Genomic DNA, 26772 nt, shown 5'->3' on the forward strand with positions numbered 1-26772 from the left:
CACCCTCCTTGATCGGTGTTCGATATGCCCGAGACGACCCCCACCTCCCCCCTGCTCTCTTCCGGTCCGGGCCGGCGGCTGCGGTCGCGCGCGTGGTTCGACAACCCCGCCAATCCCGACATGACCGCGCTGTACCTGGAGCGCTACCTCAACTTCGGCCTGACCCGCGAGGAGCTGCAGTCGGGCGCGCCGATCATCGGCATCGCCCAGACCGGTTCCGACCTCAGCCCGTGCAACCGGCACCACATCGTGCTGGCCGAGCGGCTGCGCGAGGGCATCCGCACCGCCGGCGGCATCGCCATCGAGTTCCCGGTCCACCCGATCCAGGAGACCGGCAAGCGGCCGACCGCCTCGATCGACCGCAACCTCGCCTATCTCGGGCTGGTCGAGGTGCTGCACGGCTACCCGCTGGACGGCGTCGTGCTGACCATCGGCTGCGACAAGACCACGCCGGCCTGCCTGATGGCGGCGGCGACCGTCAACATCCCCGCCATCGCCCTGTCGGTCGGGCCGATGCTGAACGGCTGGTTCCGCGGCGAGCGCACCGGGTCGGGCACCATCGTCTGGAAGGCGCGCCAGATGATGGCGGCCGGCGAGATCGACTACCAGGGCTTCCTGGAGCTGGTGGCGTCGTCGGCGCCGTCGACCGGCTACTGCAACACCATGGGCACCGCCTCGACCATGAACTCGCTGGCGGAGGTGCTGGGCATGCAGCTCCCGGGCTCGGCCTCGATCCCGGCGCCCTACCGCGAGCGCCAGCAGGCCGCCTATGAAACCGGCAAGCGCATCGTCGAGCTGGTCCACCAGGACATCAAGCCGTCGGACATCCTGACCCCCGACGCCTTCCACAACGCCATCGTCGTCAACTCGGCGATCGGCGGCTCGACCAACGCGCCGATCCACATCAACGCCATCGCCAAGCACATCGGCGTGCCGCTGACGGTGGAGGACTGGCAGACCCACGGTCTGGACGTGCCGCTGCTGGTCAACCTGCAGCCGGCCGGCGAGTATCTCGGCGAGGACTTCCACCGCGCCGGCGGCGTCCCCGCCGTGGTGGCGCAGTTGATCGACAAGGGCCTGATCCGCGAGGACGCGCCCAACGTCAACGGCCGGACCATCGGCGAGAACTGCCGCAACCAGCCGATCATGGACAGCCGGGTGATCTACCCGTTCGACCAGCCGCTGAAGATCAACGCCGGCTTCGTCGTGCTGCGCGGCAACCTGTTCAACGCCGCCATCATGAAGACCAGCGTGATCTCCGACGAGTTCCGCGAGCGCTACCTGTCCAACCCCCAGGACCCCGAGGCGTTCGAGGCCAAGGTCGTCGTCTTCGACGGGCCGGAGGACTACCACCACCGCATCGACAACCCCGATCTGGGCATCGACGCCTACACCATCCTGGTCATCCGCGGCGCCGGGCCGATCGGCTATCCGGGAGCGGCGGAGGTGGTGAACATGCGGCCCCCCGCCGAGCTGATCAAGCAGGGCATCCATTCCCTGCCCTGCATCGGCGACGGCCGCCAGTCCGGCACCTCGGGCTCGCCCTCCATCCTCAACGCCGCGCCGGAAGCGGCGGCGGGCGGCGGGCTGGCCCTGCTGCGCACCGGCGACCGGGTGCGGATCGACCTGCGCCGCGGCAGCGCCGACATCCTGATCCCCGAGGCGGAGCTGGCCGACCGCCGCGCCGCGCTGAAGGCCGCCGGCGGCTACCCGGTCCCGCCGTCGCAGACGCCGTGGCAGGAGATCCAGCGCGGCCTCGTCGACCAGTTGGACGAGGGCATGGTGCTGAAGCCGGCCGTCAAGTACCAGCGCGTCGCCCAGACCATGGGGATCCCGCGCGACAACCACTGACGGGCAGCGGCCGCACCGGACGTCGCGGCCGGGCGCACCGGACCGCGACGGTTCCATTCTTCTGGACGACGCCGTGGTGGAGAGCGGGGCAATGCCGGCCCCGCCTCCGGTCCCCGCGGCCGCCAGCGGCGGGCGCGGGCCTGGGTTGTCCGGGTGATCGACGCGACGCCGCGCGACAAAGCTTGACGTCCGCCGGGCTTTCACCACATAAGATGTGGTCGAGGCCCTGTGGAGCAGCCGGTATTTCCAAAATCCAGCCGCATTCCGGGGTCGCGCCGGGTGACCGAGGCCAATGACGGCTCAGTCCCCGACCCTGTCGCACGACGGCTGCCGTGACCGGTTTCACACCGGATCATGGCGCTTCCGGCATGGTTTCCACCGAATTTTGTCCGCCATCTCCTCCGACCGGACGTCGAAGGCTGCCAGGATGTGTCCTCATCCCGGCGCCGCGCTCCGGTTCCCCGCAATTCCAATCCGCATCGACGAGCGATGCACGCCCGTCCGGCAGCGTTGAATGCCGGCCTTCGAGAAGAAAACGACACAGGTATGACGTTTGACAACAAGCGGCGCCGCAGGGCGCCGAACGACCGCGCTCGCACCAAGCGTTCGCAAAGCCCGCGTCCGCAGGACCAGCGCGCGAACGGCCACCGTTCGGGCGACCACCGCTCCGGCGACAACCGCCCGAGCGATCCCACCCACATCCCCCGCCCGGCCTTCGGCAGCGGCGGCGGCGGTCCCGCCGGCGGCCCCGTGCCGGGCAAGGACGAGATCCTGTTCCTGCCGCTGGGCGGCTGCTCGCGCATCGGCATGAACATGGCGCTGTACGGTCACGCCGGCAAATGGCTGATCGTCGACGCCGGCGTCGCCTTCATGGGCGACGAGGCGCCGGGCATCGACAGCCTGATGGCCGATCCGGTCTTCATCGAGGAGCGGATGCAGGACGTCGTCGGGCTGGTGGTGACCCACGCCCACGAGGATCACATCGGCGCGATCCACCATCTGTGGCCGCGCCTGCGCTGCCCGATCTACGCCAGCCCCTTCGCCTCGCACATCATCCGCGAGCGGCTGAAGGAGGTGGGCGCCCAGCGCGTCGCCCGCGTCCAGACCTTCGAGATCGGCGACACGCTGCAGCTCGGCCCCTTCCAGGTCGAGACCATCGCGGTGACCCACTCGATCCCGGAACCGATGTCGCTCGCCATCCGCACCGCGGCCGGCACGGTGATGCACACCGGCGACTGGAAGTTCGACCCCAACCCGCTGGTCGGCCGCAGCACCGATTTCGAGGCGCTGAAGCGCCTGGGTGACGAGGGGCTGCTCGCCATGATGTGCGACAGCACCAACGCCGACGTGCCCGGCTCCACCGGGTCGGAGGCCGACGCCCGCGCCGGCCTGATCGCCGCCTTCGCCGGCCGGCCGGGCGCCATCGCGGTGACCGGCTTCGCCTCGAACGTCGCCCGCATGACCGCCGTCGCCGAGGCCGCGGCCGCCAACGACCGCAAGGTGGTGCTGGTCGGCCGCTCCATGCTGCGCATGGAAAAGGCGGCGCAGGCCTGCGGCTTCATGGACCACATCCCGAACTTCATCGGGGTGCAGGAAGCCTCCTGGACGCCGCGCAGCAACCTCGTGTTCCTGTGCACCGGCAGCCAGGGCGAGGAGCGCGCGGCGCTGAGCCGGCTGGCCCGCGACGAGCACCGCGACCTGTGGCTGGAGCAGGGCGACACCGTCATCTTCTCCGCCCGCGCCATTCCCGGCAACGAGGAATCCCTGGCCGACGTGCAGGACCATCTGCGCAGCCTGGGGGTGGAGATCGTCACCCCGGCCGACGCGCCGGTCCACGTCTCCGGCCACCCCAAGCGGGACGATCTGGCGCGGATGTACGCGCTGGTCCGGCCGCGCTTCGCGGTTCCCGTGCACGGCACCATCGACCATCTGGAGGCCCACGCCCGGCTGGCCCGCAGCTGCGGCGTCGAACGGGCGATCATTCCGGAAGACGGCGACATCATCCGGATCGCCCGCGAAGGCACCGGCGTGGTCGGCCGCATCGAGCCGAGGCGCCTCGCCAACACCGGCCGCGACCTGATCGTCTGGCAGCCGCCGGCCGAAACGGATGTGGACATCGAGGCCGAGGCGGAGCAGCGGGCCAAGGTCCGGCGCATCGCCGCCTGATCCCCGCTCCCCGATCGGACGCAACGAAACGCCCCGCGCACTCCAGCGCGGGGCGTTTTTGCGTTCAGCGGGGCGCCGTCAAACGGCGGCGGTGACCACCACCTCGATCTTGATCTCCGGCTTGCCGAGGTCGGCGACGCCGATGGTGGCGCGGGCCGGCAGGTCGTTGCCGTCGAGCCAGGACAGCCACGCGTCGTTCATTTCGTCCTTCAGGCCCATGTCGGTGATGAAGAGCTGGGCCGACAGCAGCTTGGTCTTGTCGGAGCCGGCCAGCGCCAGCACCTGATCGAGCTTGGCGCAGATCTGCGTGACCTGACCGCCCATGCCGACGCCGACGTCGTCGGCGATGATGCCGCCGAGGAAGGCGATGCCGTTGTGCACGACGACGCGGTGCATGATCTTGGTCTTCTCGATGCGCTTGATCACGGAAACACTCTCCTGTTGGGGAAATGACGGCGGTTACGGGGTGATGGAGAAATCGACGTAGCGGGCGGCGATGCGCGCCAGCGTGCCGTCCTGCACGACCGACCGGATGGCGGTGTCGAACGCCTGCTTCAGCGCGGCGTCCTCCTGGCGCAGGCCGACGCCGATGCCGGGGCCGAACACGTCGGTGTCGACCACCGGCTGGCCGACCAGCTTGATCGACTTGGCGGCGTCGCCCTTGACCCAGTCCGACGCGGTGGCGCCGGTGGTGATGGCGGCGTCGATGCGGCCGGCCTTCAGATCGGCCAGCAGGTTGGACGCGGTGTCGTAGGTCTTCAGCGTCGCCGTGTCGCCCAGATGCTTCTCGACGTAGCGGGAATGGGTGGTGGAGGTCTGGGCGCCCACCGTCTTGCCGCGCAGGCTGGCCGGCGAACCGTCGATGGTCGAGGCGGCCGGCGCCACGAAATAGGCCGGCACCACCATGTAGGGGATGGAAAAGCCGATGGCCTTGGCCCGCTCCGGCGTGATGTTCATCGTTGCCATGATGGCGTCGTACTTCTTCGCCAGCAGCCCCGGGATGATGCCGTCCCAATCCTGCGCCACGACGGTGCAGGGCCGCTTCATCCGCTCGCACAGGGCGTTGGCGAGGTCGACCTCCAGCCCCGCCACCTTGCCGTCGGGCTGGGTGAAGTTGAAGGGCGGGTAGGCCCCCTCCGTGGCGATGCGGACCGGCTCCTGCGCCGCGGCGACACCGCAGGACGCAAGCAACAGAAGGGCGGCGACGCCCATCGACAGGCGCTTCATGGTGGACTCCGTGGTGACGGGGGATGATGCGGGTCAGCGCGCCGCGACGACGACGATCTCGACCAGGATCGACGGGTCGGCCAGCCGGGCCTCCACCGTGGCGCGGGCCGGCGGGTTGGCACGGTCGACCCAGGCGTCCCAGGCGGCGTTCATCTCGGGAAAGGTCGCGATGTCGGCCAGATAGACGGTGGCGGTCAGGATGCCGCTCTTGCTCGTCCCGGCTTCGGCCAACAGGGCGTCGATCTGGCGCAGCACGTCGCGGGTCTGCGCCTCCACGGTTGTGGAGCCGTCGTCGACGATCTGGCCGGCCAGATAGACCGTGTCCTTGTGGATGACCATGTCGCACAGCCGCGGGGTCGGGTGGAAACGCTGGATCGTCACGGGGGAATGCTCCGGGGATAAGGGGGTCAGGCGGCGATGGTGCCGGCGGCGCCGGCGAAACGGCCGATGCGGAAGGCGGCGATGGGCAGGTCGGTGGCGCCGCCGGTGATCAGGTCGGCGGTGATCCGCCCGACGATCGGGCCGAGCTGGAAGCCGTGCGCCGAAAAGCCGAAGGCGTGGTAGAGGCCGGGCTCGGTCCCGCTGGGGCCGATCACCGGGATCTGGTCGGGCATCCGCGCCTCGATCCCCGCCCAGGCGCGGACGATGGTGGCGCCGCGCATCGCCGGGAACAGGTCCCACACCGTGCGGGCGTTGACCGACACCTGCGCGAAGTCCAGCTCCGTCCGGTTCTCGTCCCGCACCGCCCGGCCCAGCAGCCCGCCGCCGATCAGCACGGTGCCGTTGGGGAACTGCTTGAAGGACAGGGTGCGGCCGGTCGCCCCCACCACCGGCTTGATGAAGGGCGGCACGCGGGCGGTGATCATCAGCATCGGCGCGATGACCTCCAGCGGCACCGGCTCCCCCACCTGCGCCGCTATGCGGTCGGCCCAGGCCCCGGCGCAGTTCACCACCACCGGCGCCTCGTGGCGGGCGCCGTCGGCGGTCTCCACGCTCCACAGCCCGCCCCGGCGGGCCAACCGGGTCACCGCTCCCCCCTCCTGGAAGCGCGCGCCCAGCGCGATGGCCTTGCAGCGGAAGGCGAAGGTGGTGCGGAAGGGGATCGCCGCGCCGTCGCCGCGCGACACCAGGGCGCCGACGCAGTGATCGGCGATGGCCGGCACCAGCGACCGCAGCTCGTCCCGGCCGACCACCTCCTCATGGCTGAAGCCGAGCGCCCGCAGCTCGGCGACGCGGGCGTGCAGCGTCGCCAGCTCCGCCTCCGTCTCCGCCACCTTGACCTGACCGTGACTCTCGAAGCCGCAATCGTCGTCGACCAGCTCGCCGATGCGGTGCCACAGCGCCATCGCGGCGACGGTCAGCGGCAGCTCCGCGACGTGGCGGCCGAGCTGGCGCACGCCGCCGGCGTTGACGCCGGAGGCGTGGCGGGCGACATGGTCCTTCTCCAGCACCAGCACCCGGACGCCGCGCATCGACAGATGCAGGGCGGCCGAGCAGCCGTGCAGACCGCCGCCGATGACGATCACATCAGGACGGGACGGGGTGCCGGTGCCAGTGGCGGTGGCGGTCATCGGGCGCCGCTCCTCAATGCTTCAGCACGGCGTCGATGTCGGCCTCGGTCTTCGGCAGGGCCGCCAGCTCGGCCAGCGTGATCGGCTTCACCGGCGGGCGCAGCCGGTAATAGCCGACCTCGGCCGGTGAGACGCCGCGCTCCGCCGCGATGACCTCCGTCACCGTCGGGCCGCAGAGCCGGCCCTGGCACGGCCCCATGCCGCAGCGCAGGAAGCTCTTGGCCTGGTTGGGGCCGCTGCAGCCGAGCCGCACCGCCTCGCGCACCGCGCCGGCGGTGATCTCCTCGCAGCGGCAGACGATGGTGTCGTCGGCCGGCACGCGGAACGGCTCCGCCGGGCGGTAGAGCGTGTCGAGGAAGGCGCGGCCGGTCAGCGCGCGGTCGAGCGCGGCGCGGAAGGGGGCCGCCGCCTCGTCGCGCTGCGTCCGGTCGATGCGGCCCAGCCGGTGCAGCGCGTCGAGCGCCGCCAGCCGCCCCGCCTCCTCCGCCGCGCGGGCGCCGCCGATGCCGGCACCGTCGCCGGCCAGCGCCACGCCCTCGACCGAGGTGGCGCCCCAATCGTCGGTGGTCGGCCGCCAGCAGCGCTGCACCTCGTCCCAGCGCTGGGCGCAGCCGGTGGCGTTGGCGAGATTCAGGTTGGGCACCACGCCCTGGTGCAGCAGCAGCGTGTCGGCCGGCAACCGCTGCTCAACGCCGTTTCGGCTGTAGGTGACGCTCTTCAGCACGCCATCCCCCTGCGCCCGCAGCCCGGTGACGTTGCCGATGACGGTCAGCTTGCGCCGCACCTCCAGCATCAGCTTCATGCCCTTGCCCAAATAGGGCGAACGCAGGAAGCCCGGCAGCAGCGGCAGCGCGGCGCGCCAGTTCTCCCGCGGCGTGGTGTCGAGGATCGCGTCGATCCGCGCGCCGGCCTGCAGATACTGCCAAGCCAGCAGCCACAGCAGCGGCCCACTGCCCGCCATCACCGTCGCCCCCGACGGCACGAGGCCGGAGGTCTTCAGCAGCACCTGCGCCGCCCCGGCGCCCAGCACGCCCGGCAGGGTCCAGCCGGGGATCGGGAACGGCCGCTCCAGCGCGCCGGTCGCCATGATGACGTGGCGCACCGTCAGCAGCGCCGCCACCCCGTTGCGCGACAGGCCGATCTGGATGCGGCGCGGACCGTCGGCACCGTCCTTGCGCGGCCCATCCTCCCGCGGCCGGGCGACGCTCCACACCACGCTGCCCGGCCAGTGGACGGCGCCGCTGTCGCGCAGCGGCCCCAGCAGCTCGGCGCCATGCCAATAGTCGGGACCCAGCACCTTGCGGTCGCGCACCGGCGTTTCGGTGACGGCGCGGTAGATCTGGCCGCCCGGCTCCGCCTGCTCGTCGAGCAGGACGACCGACGCCCCGCGCCCGGCGGCCAGCGCCGCCGCGGCCAGACCGGCCGGACCGGCGCCGATCACCGCGATGTCGAAGTCAAACCGTGTCGCTTGGCCGCTCATCGCTCCACCTCGCGCTTGCCGTCCTGGGTTTCGACCGCCATGCCGGGGGCGACGCGGACCTGGCAGCCCTGGCGGTTGCCGGTCCCGTCGATGGTCACCAGGCAGTCGAAGCAGACGCCCATCATGCAATAGGGGCCGCGCGGCGCGCCGCTGACCGGTGTGTTGCGGCAGGTGGTGACGCCGTTCGCCAGCAGGGCTGCGGCGACGCTGTCGCCGGCCCGGGCGCTGGCCGGACGGCCGTCGATGGTGAAGGGGATCGCGTCGCCCGCGACCTCAGGCAGCCTGCGGAACATGGAACCTCCGGGCGCTGAAAACCTTGAAACGGTCGCCGAGATCGCCGGCCGCGATCAGCGGCGCCAGCGTCAGCGCGTGGTTGGCGGCGAGCGTCACGCCGCTGTGGCAGGTGACGACGAAGGCGCCGGGTGCCGTCGCCGACTGTTCGTAGATCGGGAAGCCGTCGGGGGTCAGCACGCGCAGCGCCGCCCAGCTCCGCACCACGTTCAGCCGGCCCAGCAGCGGGAACATACGGATGGCCCGCGCGGCGATGGCCGACGACACGCCGGGCTGCAGCGTGGTGTCGAAGCCGGCCTCCTCGAAGCTGTCGCCGATCATCACCCCACCCTCGTCGGTCTGGCGGACATAGCCGGTGGGGTGGTGCAGGAAGGGCGCGGTCTTCTCGGTGACGATGATGTGGCCGCGCTGCGGCCGCACCGGGGCGGACAGCCCGACCATCGGCGCCAGCCGGGCGCTGTCGTGGCCGGCGGCGAGCACCACCTTGCCGGCGCCGATCTCGCCGCCCGCGGTCGCCAGCCGGAAGCCGCCGTCGCGCCGCTCGATCCGCTCCACCCGGTGGTTCGGGCGGTAGTCGACGCCCAGCAGGCCGATGCCGGTGTGCAGCGTCCGCAGCAGCCGCAGCGAGTTGCAATGGCCGTCCAGCGGGCAGTAGGTGCCGCCGACGACCTCCGGCCCGATGACGGGCAGCTCCCGGCGCAGCGTCTCGCGGTCCATCACCTCGTAGGGGTAGCGGATCATGTCGGGCTGGTTGTGCAGCCGCATCATGGCGTTGGCGCGGGCCTGCAAATCCTCCTCCGACAGCGCCGGCATGAAGCCGCCGGGCCGCCGGAAGGCGACGTCGATGCCGGTCTGGTCGCGCAGCAGCCCGGCGAAGCCGGCCCAGTCGTCGGAGGATTGCTTGGTCCAGCCGGCGTATTCCGGCATGCCCAGCCCCTTGCCCTGGACCCAGACCAGGGCGAAGTTGCCGCGCGACGGCCGCACGGCGATGTCGCCCTCGTCCAGCACCACGACCCTCTGCCCCGACCGGGCGAGGCCCCAGGCCAGCGCCGACCCGACCAGCCCGCCGCCCACAATGGCCACATCGTACTCTCCGCCCCGATTGGGCTGCGTCATCGTCTCCACTCCCGCCGCCGATGCCGCGCAAGGTTCCTTGCGCACCGGCAATTGTCGTGATCCGTGCATCGCCCGCGCCCGGCTCCCGCATCGGGCGCCGAATATTTGGGTTGGCACTGTTTTTTCTTGCCCGGACGGCCGATCAGGGCGGCGCCGCGCATGGATGGCTTGCGAACTGCGTGGTTTTCTTCTGCGGGACGCCGCAGGATGGTGCCCGGCGACGCACGGCCGCTCCTCGATCCTTGCGACAGCATCGGCAGCCAACCTATAACTGTCAAATCAGATCGAAGGGGTGTTTCATGTTCGAATGTTATGAAACGACCGGGCTGGCGACGGGGGCGGCATGATCAACCCGCGCCAGATCGAAGCCTTCCGCGCCGTGATGGTCACCGGCGGCATCACCTCGGCGGCGGAGTTGCTGAACATCTCGCAACCCGCGGTCAGCCGGCTGATCAGCGACCTGCAATACGCGCTGAAGCTGACGCTGTTCGAACGCCGCGGCCCGCGCGTCGCGCCGACCAGCGAGGCGATGTCGCTCTACCAGGTGGTCGACCGCGCCTTCGTCGGGCTGGAGCTGATCGAGCAGACGGCGCGCGACCTGACGGCACGGCGCAGCGGTACGCTGCGGGTGGCGGCGATGCCGGCGCTGGGCGTCGGCTTCCTGCCGCGCTACGTCGCGCGCTTCCTGGCGGAACGGCCGCGGGTCGACATCGCGCTGCGTGGCAGCACCTCGCCGATCATCCTCGACTGGGTGGCGACCGGCCAGTGCGAGCTGGGCTTCGCCCACACCCCGATCGACCACGCCGCCGTGCTGACGGAAAAGCTGCACGGACTGCCCGCGGTCGCCATCCTGCCGCCCGGCCACCCGCTGGCGGCCAAGGAGGTGCTGGAGCCGAAGGATTTCGAGGGCGAGAGCTTCATCTCCACCACGCCGCCGACGCTGCTGCGCTACCGCATCGACACCATCTTCGCCGACCACGACGTGTCGCGCGTGCTGCGGGTGGAAACCCAACTCACCATGAACGCCTGCGCCATGGTCGCCGCCGGCTACGGCGTGTCGATCGTCGACCCCTTCACCGCCCGGGACTATGTCCCGCATGGGCTGGTCGTCCGGCCGTTCGAACCGCGCATCGGCTTCGACATCGCCATCCTGCGCTCCGCCCAGGTCCCCCTGTCGATGATCGCCGAAGACTTCCTGGCCGGCTTCCTGGAGGAGGCGAAACGCTTCCGCGACGACCTTGGCGGCGCGCAAGACGGCGTGCAAGTCGTTCGGGGGACGGAATTATAACATTGCCGGATGAATGATGGCGGGAATTCGATTTGACGGTTATGTGACCACACCGCCACCCTTCGTCGGCGTCCTGAACGCGATGGTCCGACGAACCGGCCGGCGGACGTCACGTCCCACAGGCGGGTGGCAAGACGACGGGCAGTAACGCACTGATCCCTTCCAATGGAAACGGGCCCCATGACCTCAGGACCACCGAACAGGGATACAACGAGGAGAACGACGATGCGGTCCGTGATGTGCGGGTTGATGGCGACGGCGGCCTTGTGCTGCGGTCTGGCCCCGGTGCAGGCCCAAGCCCAGGAAAAGACGATCTACGTCGCGGCCTATGGCGGGTCGTTCGAGCAGACCATGCGCAAGGAGATCATCCCGGCCTTCGAGAAGGCGACCGGGGTGAAGGTGGAGTATGTCGCCGGCAACTCCACCGACAACCTCGCCAAGCTCCAGGCGCAGAAGGGCAACCAGCAGATCGACGTCGTCATCCTCGACGACGGGCCGATGTACCAGGCGGTGGCGCTGAACTTCTGCGGCGACCTCGCCAAGGCGCCGGTCTACGACCAGCTCTATGATCTGGCGAAGATGCCCTCGGGCAAGGCGATCAACTTCGGCGCGGTCGGCACCGGCATCGTCTACAACAAGGCGTATTTCGACGAGAACAAGATCCCGGCCCCGACCTCGTGGAAGGACATCGAGGATCCGCGCTTCAAGAAGAAGCTGGCGGTGCCGCCGATCAACAACAGCTACGGCCTGCACGCGCTGGTGATGATGGCACGGCTGAATGGTGGCGGCGAAACCAACATCGAGCCGGGCTTCAAGGAGTTCAAGGACAAGATCAACCCGAACGTCCTGGCCTACGAACCGTCGCCCGGCAAGATGACCGAGCTGTTCCAGAGCAACCAGGCGGTGATCGCCATTTGGGGGTCGGGCCGGGCCAAGGCGTTGGCCGACACCGGCTTCCCCGCCGCCTTCACCTACCCGAAGGAGGGCGGCGTCGTGCTCGGCTCCGCCGCCTGCCAGGTCGCCGGCAGCAAAAACGCGCCGGAGGCCCAGGCCTTCATCCAGCACATGCTGGGGGTGGAGGCGCAGACCTCGCTGGCGGTCAGCGCCGGCTTCGGTCCGGTCAACAAGACGGTGGAACTGCCGGCCGACAAGCAGGTCGGCATCCCCTACGGCCCCGAACAGGTCGGCAAGCTGCTGGTGGTGGACTGGAACACCATCAACGCGAACCGCGAAGTGTGGAACAAGCGCTGGACCCGCGAGATCGAGCGCTGATCCGGCGAGCCGCCGGGATCCGGCCCAATCGCCGGACCCCAGCGGCGCACGCCGCGGGACATGACGGCGGGATACGGCGACGGGAGATGACGGTATGACCTATCTGGTGCTCGACCAACTGACCAAGCGCTTCTCCAACTGGACGGCGGTCGACCGCGTCTCGCTGACGGTGGAGAAGGGTGAACTGATCTCGCTGCTGGGGCCGTCCGGCTGCGGCAAGACCACCACCCTCCAGATGATCGCCGGCTTCCTCGACGCCGACGGTGGGCGGGTGACGCTGGATGGCCAGGATCTGCTGGCCAAGAAGCCGAACGAGCGCGGGCTGGGCATCGTGTTCCAGAGCTACGCCCTGTTTCCGCACATGACCGCCGCCGAGAACGTCGCCTTCGGGCTGGAGATGCGCCGGATCAACCGCGCCGACCGCGACCGCATGGTCGCCGACGCGCTGAAGCTGGTCGGGCTGGAACAATACGGCGACCGCCACCCCCGCCGCATGTCGGGCGGCCAGCAGCAGCGCGTGGCGCTGGCGCGGGCGCTGGTGATCAAGCCCAGCCTGTTGCTGCTGGACGAGCCGCTGTCGAACCTGGACGCCAAGATGCGCGAGGAGATGCAGATCGAGCTGCGCCGCATCCAGCGCACCGTCGGCACCACCATGATCCTGGTCACCCACGACCAGTCGGAGGCGATGGCGCTGTCCGACCGCGTCGTGGTGATGAACAAGGGCCGCATCCAGCAGGTCGCCACCCCGCAGGAGGCCTACGACCGCCCCGCCAACGCCTTCGTCGCCAACTTCCTCGGCCGCACCAACCTGCTGCCCGGGCTGGTCGGCAACGGGCCGGCCGGCACGACCATCGTCGTCGCCGACAGCGTCTGGCCGGTGTCGCAGCCGCTGCCGTCCGGCCCGGGGGCGCTGGCGGTGCGGCCGGAGAAGGTCGGCTTCGTCGACGCCGGCGGCCTCAGCGGCACGGTGCGGACCCGCGTCTTCCAGGGCACGCAGTGGCTGTTCGAGGTCGAGACCGCCGCCGGCCGCATGACGGTGATCCGCCAGCATGACGGCTCCCCCCTGCCGGCCGAGGGCGGGCGGGTGATGGTCGGTTGGCGGGCCGAGGACATGGCGGTGATGCCAGCCGCCGAACCGGAGGCGTCGGCCTCCCGGGAGGCGGCATGACCATGGCGGCCTCCACCGACAGCCAAGTGGCTGACATCCCGCCATCCGCCGCCAACCCGGCCGCGCACGCACCTCCCCCCGCCAGCCGGCCGCACCGCCGGTCGTGGGCGCCCTATCTGCTGAGCGCGCCCGGCATCGCCCTGTTCGCGGTGCTGCTGCTGGTGCCGCTGGCGATGACCTTCCTGCTGTCGCTGAACAGCTTCAGCTTCTACGGCGGCATCGCCGACGTCTGGCAGTTCGACAACTACATCGACATCCTCACCGACAGCTATTTCCACGAGGTGTTCCTGCGCACCTTCCGCATCGCCGCGGTGGTCACCGTCCTCTGCGCCCTGTTCGGCGCGCCGGAGGCCTACATCCTGCGCCGCATGGACTCGCCGTGGCGCGGCCTGTGCCTGCTGATCGTGCTGGGGCCGCTGCTGATCTCGGTGGTGTCGCGCACGCTGGGCTGGGCGCTGCTGTTCGGCTCGACCGGCCTCGTCAACCAGGGGCTGATGGCGCTGGGGCTGATCGCGACGCCGATCGAGTTCATGTACACCGAGACCGGCGTCGTCATCGCGCTGACCCATGTGCTGGTGCCCTTCATGGTGCTGTCGGTCTGGGCCTCGCTGCAGCGGCTCGACCCGCAGGTGGAGAACGCCGCCCTGTCGCTGGGCGCCGGGCCGCTGACGGTGATGCGCCGGGTGGTGCTGCCGCAGATCGTGCCGGGCATCCTGTCGGGCTCCATCATCGTCTTCGCCCTGGCGGCCAGCGCCTTCGCCACCCCGGCGATCATCGGCGGGCGGCGGCTGAAGGTGGCGGCGACGCTGGCCTACGACGAGTTCCTCAACACGCTGAACTGGCCGTTGGGCGCCACCGTCGCGGTCCTGCTGCTGCTCGCCAACATCGTCATCATCGTTGGCTGCAACCGTCTGGTCGAACGTCGCTACAAACAGGTGTTCGAATGAACCGCAACGGCCCGCTCGCCCTGGTCTTCCACTGCCTGTTCCTGGGATTCCTGCTGGCGCCGATCCTGATCGTCTGCGCCGTCGCCTTCACCTCCGAAGGCTACCTGTCGCTGCCGACGCACGGGCTGTCGCTGCGCTGGTTCCGCGCCATCGGCGACAACCCGGAGTTCATCCGCGCCTTCAAGGACAGCCTGCTGCTGGGGGCGCTGTCCTCCACCCTGGCGATCCTGGTGGCGGTGCCGGCGGCGCTCGCCATCGCCCGCCACCAGTTCTTCGGGCGCGAGGCGATCCAGGCGCTGTTCCTGTCGCCGCTGATGGTGCCGCACATCGTGCTGGGCATCGCCTTCCTGCGCTTCTTCACCATGATCGGGCTGGGCGGCACCTTCGCCGGTCTGGTGCTGAGCCACGTCATCATCATCCTGCCCTTCGCCCTGCGGCTGATCCTGGCGGCCTCCACCGGCATGGACCGCGCGGTGGAGAACGCCGCCGCCTCGCTCGGCGCCTCCGCCTGGACCTGCTTCCGCCGGGTGACGCTCCCGCTGATCCTGCCCGGCGTGGCGAGCGGCTGGGTGCTGGCCTTCATCAACAGCTTCGACGAGGTGACGATGACCGTCTTCATCGCCTCGCCGGAGACCACGACCCTGCCGGTGCGCCTGTTCCTCTACATCCAGGACAACATCGACCCGCTGGTCGCCGCGGTGTCGGCGGTGCTGATCTTCCTGACCGTCGCCGCCATGCTGGTGCTCGACCGTGTCTATGGGCTGGAACGGCTGCTGGTCGGCAAGGGTCGCGATTGAGGACCAGGGGCTCGTGATGGAACATCGTCACGGGCTCCTGGCACGAGCGGTCGCGGGGCAATCGCACAGGGAGTTTGCACAAGCTGGGCATGGGATGTTAGGAATATATAGCTATACAACGCGCCGCAAGACCAGCTGAGAGGCTATCGCCATGCCCGCCGCGGCCACTTCCCTGCTCTCGCCGACTGCATGGGATGACCGCGCCGGTTCCAGCGGATGGAACAGTGGAACATCGCCGGAAAAACGTTTCATCCTGTTTCAAACGTTCCACAGACGCGCCGCGCCGGCCGCTCGCCTGACCGCACAAGGAAAAGCGCCGGGCCCCAGGGACCCGGCGCTCGTTCCGGTTCAGTCCCCCGCCGCCGGCTGCGGCAGGGTGCCGTGACCGGGCCGCCGACGAACGAACAGGCGGTAGACCGTGACGAAGAACACCGGCACGAACAGCACCGCCAGCACGGTGGCGGAGATCATGCCGCCCATCACGCCGACGCCGATGGCGTTCTGGCTTTCCGAGCCGGCGCCGGTGGAGATCGCCAGCGGCAGCACGCCGAGGATGAAGGCCATCGACGTCATGATGATCGGGCGCAGGCGCTGGCGGCAGGCCTCGATGGCGGCCTCCTTCAGCTCCATGCCCTGGTCGTACAGCGCCTTGGCGAACTCGACGATCAGGATGGCGTTCTTCGCCGACAGGCCGATGGTGGTCAGCAGGCCGACCTGGAAATAGACGTCGCTCGGCAGGCCGCGCAGCGTCGCCGCCAGCACCGCGCCGATGACGCCCAGCGGCACCACCAGGATGACCGACACCGGCACCGACCAGCTCTCATAGAGGGCCGCGAGGCACAGGAAGACGATGATCATCGACAGGGCGTAGAGCGCCGGCGCCTGCGAGCCGCTGAGCCGCTCCTCGTAGGACAGGCCGGTCCATTCGTAGCCGATGCCCTCCGGCAGCTTCGCCATCATCGCCTCCATCTCGGTCATCGCCTCGCCGGAGCTGATGCCGGGCGCGGCCGAACCCTGGATGTTGACGGACGAGGCGCCGTTGTAGCGCTCCAGCTTCGGCGACCCGAAGGTCCAATGCGCCATCGAGAAGGCGGAGAAGGGCACCATCTGGCCGCTGCCGTTGCGCACATACCAGCGGTCGATGTCGCTCGGCTGCATGCGGTAGGGCGCGTCGGCCTGGAGATAGACTTTCTTCACCCGGCCGTTGTCGATGAAGTCGTTGACGTAGGACGAGCCCCAGGCCGCCGACAGCGTCGTGTTGATGTCGCTGAGCGACAGGCCCAGCGCGCTGGCCTTCTCGCGGTCGATGTCCAGCCGGAACTGCGGCGTGTCCTCCAGCCCGTTCGGGCGGACGCCGACCAGCTTGGGGTTCTGCGCCGCCATACCCAGCAGCTGGTTGCGCGCCTGCATCAGCCGGTCGTGGCCCAGCCCGCCGCGGTCGACCAGCTGCAGGTCGAAGCCGGTGGCGTTGCCGAGGCCCGGCACCGACGGCGGCAGGAAGGAGAACACCACCGCGTCCTTCAGGCGCGACAGGGCGCCCATGGCCCGGTCGGCGATCGCCGGCGGCTTGCGTTCCGGCGCTCCGCGCTCGCTCCAGTCCTTCAGCCGGACGAAGGCCATGCCGGCGTTCTGGCCGCGGCCGGCGAAGTTGAAGCCGACGATGGAGAACAGGCCCTCGACGCTGTCCTTCTCCTGCTCCAGGAAATAGGCGGTGACGGTCTTGGCGGTTTCCGACGTGCGCTCGATACTGGCGTTCGGCGGCGCCGACCACAGCACGAACAATTGGCCGCGGTCCTCCGTCGGCAGGAAGGAGGACGGCATCTGCACGAACAGGTAGCCCAGGCCGCCCAGGATCAGGGCGTAGGCCAGGAAGAACCGGCCGAGCCGCGACACCGCCCCGCGCACGCCGCCGACATAGACCCGGCTGGTGGCGTCGAAGCCGCGGTTGAACAGGCGGAAGAAGCCGCGGCGCGGCGCGTGCCCATGGTCCGCCGACAAAGGCTTCAGGATGGTGGCGCACAGCGCCGGGGTCAGCACCAGGGCCACCAGCACCGACAGCGCCATCGCCGACACGATGGTCAACGAGAACTGGCGGTAGATGGCGCCGGCCGACCCGCCGAAGAAGGCCATCGGCACGAACACCGCCGACAGCACCAGCGCGATGCCGACCAGCGCGCCGGTGATCTGGTCCATCGACTTGCGCGTGGCGTCGCGCGGGTGCAGCCCCTCCTCGCTCATCACGCGCTCGACATTCTCGACCACGACGATGGCGTCGTCGACGAGCAGGCCGATCGCCAGCACCATGCCGAACATGGTCAGCACGTTGATGGAGAAGCCGAAGGCGGACAGCACGCCGAAGGTGCCCAGCAGCACCACCGGCACCGCGATGGTCGGGATCAGCGTCGCCCGGAAGTTCTGGAGGAACAGGTACATCACGACGAAGACGAGGACGATGGCCTCGAACAGCGTCTTGATGACCTCGTGGATCGACAGCTGGACGAAGGGTGTGGTGTCGTAGGGGTAGATCACCTCCAGCCCGGCGGGGAAGAACGCCTCCAGCTCGGCGACGCGCGCCTTGACCGCGGCGGCGGTGTCCAGCGCGTTGGCGCCGGTCGCCAGCTTGATGCCGACACCGGCCGCCGGCTTGCCGTTGTAGTTGGCGGAGATCTCGTAGGTTTCGGAGCCGATCTCGATCCGCGCGACGTCGCGCAGCCGCACCTGCGACCCGTCCGGATTCACCCGCAGCAGGATGCCGCCGAACTGTTCCGGCGTCTGCATGCGGGTCTGGGCGGTGATGGTGGCGTTGATCTGCTGGCCCGGCACCGCCGGCGCGCCGCCGAGCTGCCCGGCGGAGACCTGCGCGTTCTCGGTCTTGATCGCGCTGGTGACGTCGGTGGTGGTCAGGTTGTGGCTGTTCAGCGCGTCGGGGTCGAGCCAAATGCGCATGGCGTGCTGCGGCCCGAACACGGTGACGTCGCCGACGCCCTCCACCCGGCTGATGGTGTCCTGGAGGTTGGAGGTCACGTAGTCGGCGATGTCGCCCTGGCTGAGCCGCCCGTCGCCCGACACGAAGCCGACCACCATCAGGAAGTCGTTGCCGGCCTTCGACACCTGAAGGCCGCGCTGCTGGACCTCCTGCGGCAGCAGGGGGGTCGCCAGTTGCAGCTTGTTCTGCACCTGGACCTGGGCGATGTCGGGGTTGGCCTCCGGCTCGAAGGTCAGGGTGATGGTGACGTTGCCCGACGAATCGCTGCTGGAGGACATGTAGCGGAAATGGTCGAGCCCGGTCATCTTCTGCTCGATGACCTGGGTGACGGTGTCTTCCAGCGTCTTGGCCGACGCGCCGGGATAGCTGGCGGTGATCGACACCGTCGGCGGCGCGATCTTCGGGTACTGCTCGACGGGAAGCCGCAGGATCGCCAGGGCGCCGGCCATCATGATGACGATGGCGATGACCCAGGCGAAGACCGGACGGTCGATGAAGAACTTGGACATGGTTCGGGTATCCTGGATCAGCGCGCGGCCGGGGCCGCACGGTCCGAAGCGGCGCGTTCCGGCAGGGCGGCGACGGCGTTCGGGGCCGGGACCGGCTTCACCTCGGCGCCGGGCTTGACCTTCTGCAGGCCCTCGACCACCACCCGCTCACCGGGAGCGAGGCCGTCCGACACCAGCCAGCCGTTGTCGAGGGCGCGCTCGGTCTTGATCAGGCGCACCGTTGCCTTGTTGTCGGCGCCGACCACCCAGACCTGGGCGGTGCCGTCCGGGCCGCGGCTGACGGCGGCCTGCGGCACGACGATCGCCTTGTCGGCCACGCCCTGCTCGATCCGGGCGCGGACGAACAGGCCGGGCAGCAGGTCCTTGTTCGGGTTGGGGAAGACGGCCCGCAACTGGACGGAGCTGGTGCCCGGATCGACGGTGACGTCGGAGAATTGCAGTTCCCCCTTCGCCGGATAGGCGCCGTCCAGGCCGTTCAGGAACAGGGTGACCGGGATCTTGCCGGCTTCGGCCGGGCGGATGCGGCCACTCGCCATGTCCTCGCGCAGCTTCATCAGTTGGGAGGCGGTCTGCGTCACGTCGACGTAGATCGGGTCGAACTGCTGCACGGTCGCCAGCGCCGTCGACTGGTTGGCGGTGACGAGCGCGCCTTCGGTGACCGCCGACTTGCCGATGCGGCCGGAGATCGGCGCGAACACCTTGGTGTAGTCGAGGTTGATGCGGGCGAGGTTGTAGGCGGCCTTGGCCGAGGCGACCTGCGCCTCGTTCTGCTTCAGCGAGGCCTGGACGTCGTCGAAGTCCTGCTTGCTGACGACGCTGTTCTTGACGAGGTCGCCGTAGCGCGCCGCCTTGTTGCGGGCGGCCTGCAGGTTGGCCTCTGCCTTCTGGACGTCGGCCTGGGCGCTGGCCAGCGACGCCTCGTAGGTCGCCGGGTCGATCTGGTAGAGCTGGTCGCCGGCCTTGACGTCGCTGCCCTCGCGGAACAAGCGCTTCAGCACGATGCCGCTGACCTGCGGCCGGATTTCCGCGACGCGATAGGCGGCGGTGCGGCCCGGCAGTTCGGTCGTCACCGTCACCGGCTTCGGCTCGATGGTCACCACCGTCACCTCGGGCGGTCCGGCCGCCGGCCGGCCGGCGGCCTGTTTCTGCTGGTTGCAGCCGGCGAGCGCCACGATCAACGAGGCCGCCACGGCCAGTGGGATCAGTGTGTTGGGTCTGGACATCTCTTTCCTCGTCAAGGCCCGCGCGGTGGCGGCCCCGTCTCCCTGTTACGCCGGGCTTCAGACGGTCCGGCACATCCCCGTTGCTTAGTACTGTCTCATACAGTACACTGTACCAGACGATACATTCAGATCGCAGCGGCGCGCAAGGGGGTTCCTCACATGCCCGACACGGGGCTGGATCACAAAGCGGGTATGGGTCCTGCCGCTGCCGGACCGGACCGGTCGGAACCGGACCGGCTGGCGATCAGCGCCCGCGGCCAGACGCGCTGCCGCGCCCTGCTGGACGCCGCCGCGGCGCTGTTCGTGGAAAAAGGCTTCGCGGCCACCTCGCTCAGCGACGTGCTGCGGCAGGCCGGCGGCTCGCGCACCACGCTCTACACGCATTTCGGCGACAAGGGCGGCCTCTTCCGCGCCATGATGGAGGAGCATTGCGCCCGCGTGCTGGACGAGATGGTGCCCGACCGGACGGCCGACGAGACGGACGACCCGGAGGAGCGGTTGACCCGCATCGGCCTGCACATCGCCCGTTGGCTGATGGCGCCGGAAACGACCGCCATCCTGCGGACGCTCATTTCCGAGGGCGCGCGCATCCCCGACCTCGTGCAGACCTTCGTCCGCGTCGGGCCGGAACGGACGCGGGAGCGGATGGCCGGCTGCTTCCGCGATCTGGCCGCGGCGGGACACATCCGCATCGCCGATCCGGACATGGCCGCCCAGGCCTTCTGCGGCATGGTGACCGGCAACCTGCTGCTGGAGCGGCTGGTCCTGCCCGACCGACCGGTCGCGCCGGCTCCGGTCGAATCCTATGTCCGCGCCTGCGTCCGGCTGTTCCTGCGCGGCGCGGCGCCGCCATCCCCCACCCTTCCGAACCCCTGACGGCCGACCGGCCCGTTTCCATCGCAGATCATGAGGTGCTCCCGTGTTGCCCAAGGACATTGTCGTATTCATCGAGGCGGATGAGGAACGGGCCGGCCGTCTGGCCTACGCCGCGGCGCTGGCCCGGCTCTGGCGCGCGCATCTGATCGCCACCTTCGTCGTCAACCGGCTGGATCTCATCCCCAGCCACGGCTTCGCCCGCGGCAGCGGGGTGGAAGCCATGCTCCGCCTGCATCGCACCGCCACGCAGGAGGCGGCGGCCGACACGCGCCGCCTGTTCGACCATGTGGTGGCCGACGCCGGCATCACCGGCGAATGGCGCCTGTCCGACCACGAGTCCGGCGAGGCCCTGATGCTCCACGCCCGGCACGCCGGGCTCGCCATCGTCGGTCCGCCGTCCCGGCTGGGGCAACCGGCCCGGCGGCCGCAGATGCTGAGCCTGTCGGAGGACGTCATCTTCACCTCCGGGCGCCCCACCCTGCTGCTGCCGGCGGGCTGGCCGTCGCATCGCACCGGCCGCCGGATCATCGTCGGCTGGAACGGCAGCCGCGAGGCGACCACCGCCATCGCACTCGGCATGCCGTTCCTGACCGCCGCCGATGTGGTGCATCTGGTCGTGGTGCCGGAAGCACGGCCCAACGGCTGGCTGAGCGCCGACCCCGGCGCCGACATGGCGCGCCATCTGGCCCGCAACGGGGTTGAAGTGGTGCTGGAGCAATGCCCCGGCAAGGACGCCGGCACGGTGTTGCTGGAGCATGCGCGATCGATCGACGCCGATCTGCTGGTGATGGGCGCCTATGGCCGGCCCCGGATCAGCGAGTTCGTCTTCGGCGGCACCACCCGGACTGTCCTGGCCAAGGCGAACACGCCGATCCTGCTGTCGCGGTGAGGACGCGACCGCTGCGTCTTTTTCGCCCGGCGTGACGGCCGCCTGTTCGGCACCGGCGTTCTGCATTAGCGTGCGCGCAAAGGCGCGGCACCAGCATGAGACAACACCGGCCGCGGGCGCCGCCGCGGCCGGCAGGGAAACGCGACGATGATCAGCAGCAGCCACAAAGGCCTGTCCACTGGGGGCCTGTCCACCGGGGGCCTGCCCACTGGGGAGCAGCCCGCCAGGGACCAATCCACCGTCGGGCCGCGCGGGATGGCGCGCCGGCAGGCGATCCTGGAAGCCGCCCGGCGCCTGTTCATCGACAAGGGCTTCGAGAAGACCACGCTCAGCGACATCATCGCCCAGGCCGGCGGGTCCCGCGCCACGCTCTACGAGCATTTCGGCGACAAGGCCGGGCTGTTCCGCGCGATGATGGAGGAAAACAGCGCCCACATCCTGGCCGGGCTGGCCGCCGCCCAGGCCGACGACCGCGCCTCGCCCGAGGCCGGGCTGACCGCCTTCGCGCTGCATCTGGCGCACGCCCTGCTGAACGACAAGACGACCTCCATCGTCCGCATCCTGGTGGCCGAAGGCGGTCGTGTTCCCGACATCGCCGAAACCTTCTTCCGCATCGGCCCCGAAACCGCGGTGCAGCGGCTGGCGGAGTATCTGGAATGCCTGTCCGGCGCCGGAACCCTGCGCATCGACGACCCGGAGATCGCCGCCCGCGCCTTCCTGGGCATGGTGACCGGGAACCTGCTGCTCCGCCGCCTGGTCCTGCCGGAGAGCGCCCCGCCGATCGCCGAGATCGACCGCTACGTCCGGCAGGCGGTCGTCCTGTTCCTCAGCGGCGTCCGCCCGGGCGGCGCCGCAACGCCGTAGGATCACGGCACTTCGACCGCGGCGGCGCCGACCCCGCCCTTGCGGTCGGCCTTGGTCAGCGGCTCGGCGATGTCCTCCAGCCCCTTGCCCTCGGCGTCGACGCCGTAGACCAGGGCGACGAGGCCGCCGACCATCATCACGACCGAGCCGACCACATAGCCCCAGAACAGCGGGTCGCGCTCCGTCCCCTCCCCCACCAGCCAGCCGAACAGCAGCGGCCCGGTCGCGCCGACCACCTGGGCGATGGCGAAGAAGTAGGAGATCGCCTGCGCCCGCACCTCCAGCGGGAAGATCTCGCTGACGGTGAGGTAGGCCGACGACGCGCCGGCCGAGGCGAAGAAGAAGGACACGCACCAGAAGACGGTGTGGGTGTTCGCCGTCAGCACCCCCTGCCGGAACAGGAAGGCGGAGGCGAGCAGGACGATGCCCGACAGCAGGTAGGTGCCGAAGATCATGCGGCGCCGGCCGACCGTGTCGAACAGCGGGCCGAGCAGCAGCGGGCCGATCAGGTTGCCGGCGGCGAAGGGGAAGAAGTACAGCGCCGTCTGCGACGGATCGAGGTGGTAGAAGTTCTGCAGCACCAGCGCGTAGGTGAAGAAGATCGCGTTGTAGAGGAAGGATTGCGTGATCATCATCGTCACGCCCAGGAAGGTTCGCGACGGGTATTGCCGGAAGAAGACGTCCACCAACTGGGCGGGCGTCACCGAATCCTCCGGGATGATCGACATGGCGCGGCGGGGATCGACCGGCGACAGCGGTTTTCCCTGCGCCCGCACGCTGGCTTCGATCCCGTCGACGATGCGTTCCGCCTCGTCCTCCAGCCCGTGGGTCACCATCCAGCGCGGGCTTTCCGGGATGTGCCGGCGCAGCTGGATGATGACGAGGCCGAGCAGCGGGCCGATGAAGAAGGCCAGCCGCCAGCCGACATCCTCCGGCAGCAGCGCATGGTCGAGCAGGAAGACGCTGCCAACCGCGCCGATCATCGCGCCCGCCCAATAGGTGCCGTTGATGGCGATGTCGACCCGCCCCCGGTAGCGGGCGGGAATCAGCTCGTCGATGGCCGAGTTGATCGCCGCGTACTCGCCGCCGATGCCCATCCCGGCGACGAAGCGCCAGAGATAGAGGAACCACGGTGTCCAGGCCAGCCCCGCCACCCCCGACGCGACCAGATAGAGGGCCAGCGTGGTGATGAACAGTTTCTTCCGGCCCCAGCGGTCGGTCAGCCGGCCGAAGACCAGCGCGCCGACCACCTGCCCGATCAGATAGGCGGTGCCGGCGAAGCCGACCTCGGCGCTCGACATGCCCAGGCTGTCCTTGTAGCCGGAGGCGGAGATCAACTGGATTTCGATGCCGTCCAGGATCCAGCTGACCCCCAGCCCGGCCACCACCATCCAGTGGAAGCGGGCCCAGGGCAGGCGGTCCATCCGGGCCGGAACGAGGCTGCGGACCGCCTCGGCGCGTTGTGCGGCAGTCATGGCGGGCGGAACTCCTCGGCGATGCGCGGGGACGAAGCGGGTGCGGGGGGCCCCGCGTTCGTTCCAAAACGGTTGGAGGCGGGGAAAGGTTTCCCCCGGATGCCGGGTGATCGCGTTTGGCGGTGGGTGTGGAACAGCGTGGAACATCCCGCGGCCGGATGTTGCATCGACCGGCGGGCTCTCTACGGACGGCGGGAGAAGGGACCGGCGGCGCGGCGGTTCACCGGGCCGGCGGCGAGGGTGGCGACGGGATCCTGCGGGTTGAAGGTCCAGGGAAAGACGCCCTTCGGTCCCGCCGCCTCCGGCCGGGCGAGGATCGCGGCGATCACGGCCGGATCGGGCGGCGTGCGCTCGCGCAGCGCGCCGGGGAGGTCGTCGTCCAGTTCGGGGACGGTGATGGCGGGGGCGTCCCCGGGCGTCGGCCGGCGGCGGGGCTGGTCCGGCGCGGCGGGCGGTTTGGCGGGAGCGGGCCGGGTGGGAGCGGGCCGGGCGTCGAGGCCGGCGAACAGGCCGAGCCGCTCGGCCAGCCAGCGCACCGTCGTGGCATCGCCGGCGGACACCAGCCGTTCGATCTGTTCGGCCACCAGGGCGCGCAGCGAGGCGAGGCGCAGTTCGGCCTCGCGGTTCAGCGCCTCGCGTTCCCACCACACCCGGATGCGGAAATCCTTGGAGCCGTAATAGGCCCGCCACAACGTGGTGCGGCTGCACCCCATGGCGCGGGCGACCTGCAGGAAGCTGTTCCCGTGCGCCAGCATGCCGGCGGCCATGATCCATTGCTCCTCATGGAATTGCGAACCGGGGACCAGCGAGCCCTCCTGCGGGATCGGCGGCTCCTCCGCCCAGCGGGGGAAGTGGTCGCCGTTGAGAGCGTCGGCGGCGAGGGTACGGGCGTCGAGGGGCATGGCGCGGCTCCGCAAGCGGGTGGGTTTGCGGCGAGTTTATGGGAATTTGTTCCTTGACTGGGAGGGTTTGTGCAAAAGGTGGTCGTCCTGACCTTGGGGTGATTGCATTTGGCTCCCTCTCCCGCCTCTCGCACAAACTTCGTTTGTGCTGACGGCGTCAGGCGGATCGAAGATCCGCTGAGAGCCCCGGGAGAGGGACTGAAAAAGGCACCGCACGCCCAGCACCCACACAAGCAAACGGCCCCGCGGGATCAACCCGCGGGGCCGTTTCATCCGACACTCACCCGTCGCGCGTCAGCTGCGGCGGATCATGGTGACGCCGCCGACGGTCTTGTCGAGGAAGGCGATCATGGTTTCAGGCTTGGGACCGACCGACGACGAGGCGAAGGCCATCCACCAGCGGGCCATCGGCGTCGTCCAACCATAGCGGTCGGCGATGGTCTGCACATCCAAGGGCTGCACGCTCGGGATTCGTACGGAACTGGACGAGGTAACCTGAGGTTCGGCGCTGTGCATGGTTCCTCCCATCGGAGACGTTCGGTGTCCGCTTATGCGGTACCTTAACCCTCAACCGCTGAGAGTGGCAGAGTGGCTTTGGTGCTAACGGGTATTATACCTTTAGCTGCGACAGCGTGTCGCTCCCCCACGCCCTTTCAGACAGGCGGCAGCGGCAATCCGCAGGCCCAGCCGATCAGCGCCACCAGAGCGGCCCGGTTGGCCGGACGGAACAGCAGCGCCGTCCGCACCCACAACGGTGATACCTTCAGTTGCGCCGCAACCGCCTGGACTTCGGCAGGCGAAAGCCGCAGCGCGGGGGCATGGTCTTGAGCGTGGTCCCGGGTCATGATCGTCATCCGTCGATGCCACATACCAGCATTGCGGGAAAACAATCAGCCCAGCCGATCATCGCGGCGGCCTATGTGACAATTTTGGGAACGGCCGCCCTGCGGTCGCTATTTGGCCGCCAGCAACGCGCGCGGGGCGCGGTCGGCGCCGCTCGCCAGTGGGGTGCGGGGGTTCTCGATCCAGGCGGCGATGTCGTGACGGACGAGCTGGCCCTTCAGGTCGCGCAGCAGCATGTGGTAGCCGTCGGGATAGACGGCGACGATGTGGCGGCCGCCGGCCTCGAAGTCCTTCAGCGCGCGTTCGACCGGCCGGGGCGGCAGCACCTCCTCGTGCGCGCCGTAGAGCACCAGGGACGGCACCTGGAGACGCTGGCAGGCGTCGAGCGCCGATCCCATCAGGTCGGTCAGCCCCTCCAGCGCATCGACGCGGGAGCCCTTGATGACCAGCGGATCGCGGCCCAGCGCCCGCAGCATCTCGATGTTGTCGGAGGGGTGGATGTCGAGGTCGCGTGGCGGGTGCACCACCATGCCGGGCACCAGGTTGTAGGTGACCCACAGGGCGGCGCGCGGGAAGAAGCCCATCGCCTGCCGGCCCCAGACGGCGGGGGCGACCAGGATGGTGCCGTCGACCTTGGGCGGGTTGGGGCCGGTCATCGCGGTCAGCACCACCGCCCCGCCCATGCTCTCGCCCATCAGGTAGACCGGCAGGCCGGGGTGGCGCTGCCGCACCAGCTCCACCGCCGTGCGGGCGTCGGCAACCAGCGTCGCGGTGCCGGGCCACACGCCGGGTTCGCGGGAGGCGCCGAAACCGCGCTGGTCGTAGGCGTAGGTGGCGATGCCCTGCGCCGCGAAGTCGCGGCCGGCGCCGTCGAAGGCGTTGGAGTAGTCGTTGAAGCCGTGCAGCGCCACCACCACCGCCCGCGGCTTGCCGTCGGCCGGCAGCCACGCGCGCAACGGCAGCTCGAACCCGTCGGCGGCGACCAGGACGTGGTCGTTCAGCCTGGGCTGGACCACGGCCATCCCCATCGG

Annotated in this window: 24 protein-coding genes; 10 read left to right on the forward strand and 14 right to left on the reverse strand. The window is 69.8% G+C overall.

All coding sequences use genetic code 11. The features are described 5' to 3' along the window. Positions 1-24: 24 nt before the first annotated feature. Together TSO352_RS11105 and TSO352_RS11110 are read left to right on the forward strand one after the other, a co-directional pair. The gene (locus TSO352_RS11105) at positions 25-1851 is read left to right on the forward strand and encodes an IlvD/Edd family dehydratase (protein WP_109107418.1); all 1827 of its coding nucleotides are present in this window, start codon (positions 25-27) and stop codon (positions 1849-1851) included. A gap of 546 nt (positions 1852-2397) precedes the next feature. Further along, positions 2398-4017, forward strand: a complete 1620-nt coding sequence (locus TSO352_RS11110) for a ribonuclease J (RefSeq protein ID WP_247872032.1) — start codon at positions 2398-2400, stop codon at positions 4015-4017. A 78-nt stretch (positions 4018-4095) separates the two neighbouring features. Here the strand turns inward: TSO352_RS11110 and TSO352_RS11115 are convergent, their stop codons facing one another. Genes TSO352_RS11115 through TSO352_RS11145 form a run of 7 tightly spaced genes read right to left on the reverse strand, consistent with a single transcriptional unit; the run spans position 4096 to position 9669 of the window. After that, positions 4096-4443: a RidA family protein gene (locus TSO352_RS11115; RefSeq protein ID WP_109107419.1), complete on the reverse strand. Its 348-nt coding sequence runs from the start codon at positions 4441-4443 to the stop codon at positions 4096-4098. A gap of 33 nt (positions 4444-4476) precedes the next feature. Beyond that, complete coding sequence (locus TSO352_RS11120; RefSeq protein WP_109107420.1) at positions 4477-5244, reverse strand: transporter substrate-binding domain-containing protein; 768 nt, start codon at positions 5242-5244, stop codon at positions 4477-4479. Positions 5245-5277: 33 nt separating this feature from the next. Then, positions 5278-5625, reverse strand: coding sequence for a RidA family protein (locus TSO352_RS11125; protein ID WP_109107421.1), 348 nt, complete (start codon positions 5623-5625; stop codon positions 5278-5280). A gap of 26 nt (positions 5626-5651) precedes the next feature. Next, on the reverse strand, positions 5652-6815 hold the full coding sequence (locus tag TSO352_RS11130; protein ID WP_109107422.1) for an FAD-binding oxidoreductase: 1164 nt from the start codon (positions 6813-6815) through the stop codon (positions 5652-5654). A 13-nt stretch (positions 6816-6828) separates the two neighbouring features. Next, complete coding sequence (locus TSO352_RS11135; protein WP_109107423.1) at positions 6829-8295, reverse strand: NAD(P)/FAD-dependent oxidoreductase; 1467 nt, start codon at positions 8293-8295, stop codon at positions 6829-6831. Then, complete coding sequence (locus tag TSO352_RS11140; protein WP_109107424.1) at positions 8292-8588, reverse strand: (2Fe-2S)-binding protein; 297 nt, start codon at positions 8586-8588, stop codon at positions 8292-8294. Before TSO352_RS11140 ends, TSO352_RS11135 begins: the two co-directional genes overlap by 4 nt. Then, the gene (locus TSO352_RS11145) at positions 8569-9669 is read right to left on the reverse strand and encodes an FAD-dependent oxidoreductase (protein WP_247872033.1); all 1101 of its coding nucleotides are present in this window, start codon (positions 9667-9669) and stop codon (positions 8569-8571) included. Before TSO352_RS11145 ends, TSO352_RS11140 begins: the two co-directional genes overlap by 20 nt. Before the next feature lie 376 nt (positions 9670-10045). Here TSO352_RS11145 and TSO352_RS11150 point away from each other — a divergent pair, with 376 nt between their 5' ends. From TSO352_RS11150 to TSO352_RS11170, 5 genes are all read left to right on the forward strand, one after another. Further along, positions 10046-10990, forward strand: coding sequence for a LysR substrate-binding domain-containing protein (locus TSO352_RS11150; protein ID WP_109107426.1), 945 nt, complete (start codon positions 10046-10048; stop codon positions 10988-10990). A gap of 225 nt (positions 10991-11215) precedes the next feature. Next, the gene (locus tag TSO352_RS11155; protein WP_109107427.1) at positions 11216-12262 is read left to right on the forward strand and encodes an ABC transporter substrate-binding protein; all 1047 of its coding nucleotides are present in this window, start codon (positions 11216-11218) and stop codon (positions 12260-12262) included. 94 nt (positions 12263-12356) lie between these two features. Further along, positions 12357-13430, forward strand: a complete 1074-nt coding sequence (locus TSO352_RS11160) for an ABC transporter ATP-binding protein (RefSeq protein ID WP_109107428.1) — start codon at positions 12357-12359, stop codon at positions 13428-13430. Beyond that, on the forward strand, positions 13427-14377 hold the full coding sequence (locus TSO352_RS11165; protein ID WP_109107429.1) for an ABC transporter permease: 951 nt from the start codon (positions 13427-13429) through the stop codon (positions 14375-14377). Before TSO352_RS11160 ends, TSO352_RS11165 begins: the two co-directional genes overlap by 4 nt. Continuing rightward, on the forward strand, positions 14374-15174 hold the full coding sequence (locus TSO352_RS11170) for an ABC transporter permease (RefSeq protein WP_109107430.1): 801 nt from the start codon (positions 14374-14376) through the stop codon (positions 15172-15174). Before TSO352_RS11165 ends, TSO352_RS11170 begins: the two co-directional genes overlap by 4 nt. A 348-nt stretch (positions 15175-15522) precedes the next feature. Here the strand turns inward: TSO352_RS11170 and TSO352_RS11175 are convergent, their stop codons facing one another. Together TSO352_RS11175 and TSO352_RS11180 are read right to left on the reverse strand one after the other, a co-directional pair. Beyond that, positions 15523-18669 (reverse strand): efflux RND transporter permease subunit, encoded by a 3147-nt coding sequence (locus TSO352_RS11175; protein ID WP_109107431.1) that lies wholly within the window; start codon positions 18667-18669, stop codon positions 15523-15525. 17 nt (positions 18670-18686) lie between these two features. Beyond that, positions 18687-19892, reverse strand: coding sequence for an efflux RND transporter periplasmic adaptor subunit (locus TSO352_RS11180; RefSeq protein ID WP_109107432.1), 1206 nt, complete (start codon positions 19890-19892; stop codon positions 18687-18689). 192 nt (positions 19893-20084) lie between these two features. On the opposite strand from TSO352_RS11180, the gene TSO352_RS11185 reads away from it, so the two are divergent. The 3 genes from TSO352_RS11185 to TSO352_RS11195 all read left to right on the forward strand — a co-directional run bounded on the left by TSO352_RS11185 (position 20085) and on the right by TSO352_RS11195 (position 22521). Beyond that, positions 20085-20768 (forward strand): TetR/AcrR family transcriptional regulator, encoded by a 684-nt coding sequence (locus tag TSO352_RS11185; protein ID WP_109107433.1) that lies wholly within the window; start codon positions 20085-20087, stop codon positions 20766-20768. A gap of 43 nt (positions 20769-20811) precedes the next feature. Next, on the forward strand, positions 20812-21657 hold the full coding sequence (locus TSO352_RS11190; RefSeq protein WP_247872034.1) for a universal stress protein: 846 nt from the start codon (positions 20812-20814) through the stop codon (positions 21655-21657). 147 nt (positions 21658-21804) lie between these two features. Next, the gene (locus tag TSO352_RS11195) at positions 21805-22521 is read left to right on the forward strand and encodes a TetR/AcrR family transcriptional regulator (protein ID WP_109107435.1); all 717 of its coding nucleotides are present in this window, start codon (positions 21805-21807) and stop codon (positions 22519-22521) included. A 2-nt stretch (positions 22522-22523) separates the two neighbouring features. Here TSO352_RS11195 and TSO352_RS11200 read toward each other — a convergent pair whose 3' ends face one another. The 5 genes from TSO352_RS11200 to TSO352_RS11215 form a co-directional block, all read right to left on the reverse strand. After that, positions 22524-23996, reverse strand: coding sequence for an MFS transporter (locus TSO352_RS11200; protein WP_109107436.1), 1473 nt, complete (start codon positions 23994-23996; stop codon positions 22524-22526). Between the two features lie 182 nt (positions 23997-24178). Continuing rightward, positions 24179-24898 carry a hypothetical protein gene (locus TSO352_RS11205; RefSeq protein WP_109107437.1) on the reverse strand — a complete coding sequence of 240 codons (720 nt, stop codon included), beginning with the start codon at positions 24896-24898 and terminating at the stop codon, positions 24179-24181. Between the two features lie 294 nt (positions 24899-25192). Further along, positions 25193-25360 carry a hypothetical protein gene (locus tag TSO352_RS11210; protein ID WP_247872035.1) on the reverse strand — a complete coding sequence of 56 codons (168 nt, stop codon included), beginning with the start codon at positions 25358-25360 and terminating at the stop codon, positions 25193-25195. A gap of 191 nt (positions 25361-25551) precedes the next feature. Further along, positions 25552-25752 (reverse strand): hypothetical protein, encoded by a 201-nt coding sequence (locus TSO352_RS32930; RefSeq protein ID WP_146210747.1) that lies wholly within the window; start codon positions 25750-25752, stop codon positions 25552-25554. 99 nt (positions 25753-25851) lie between these two features. Beyond that, positions 25852-26769: an alpha/beta hydrolase gene (locus tag TSO352_RS11215; RefSeq protein WP_247872036.1), complete on the reverse strand. Its 918-nt coding sequence runs from the start codon at positions 26767-26769 to the stop codon at positions 25852-25854. Positions 26770-26772: the final 3 nt, after the last annotated feature.

The organism is Azospirillum sp. TSO35-2, assembly GCF_003116095.1.
Lineage (GTDB): Bacteria > Pseudomonadota > Alphaproteobacteria > Azospirillales > Azospirillaceae > Azospirillum.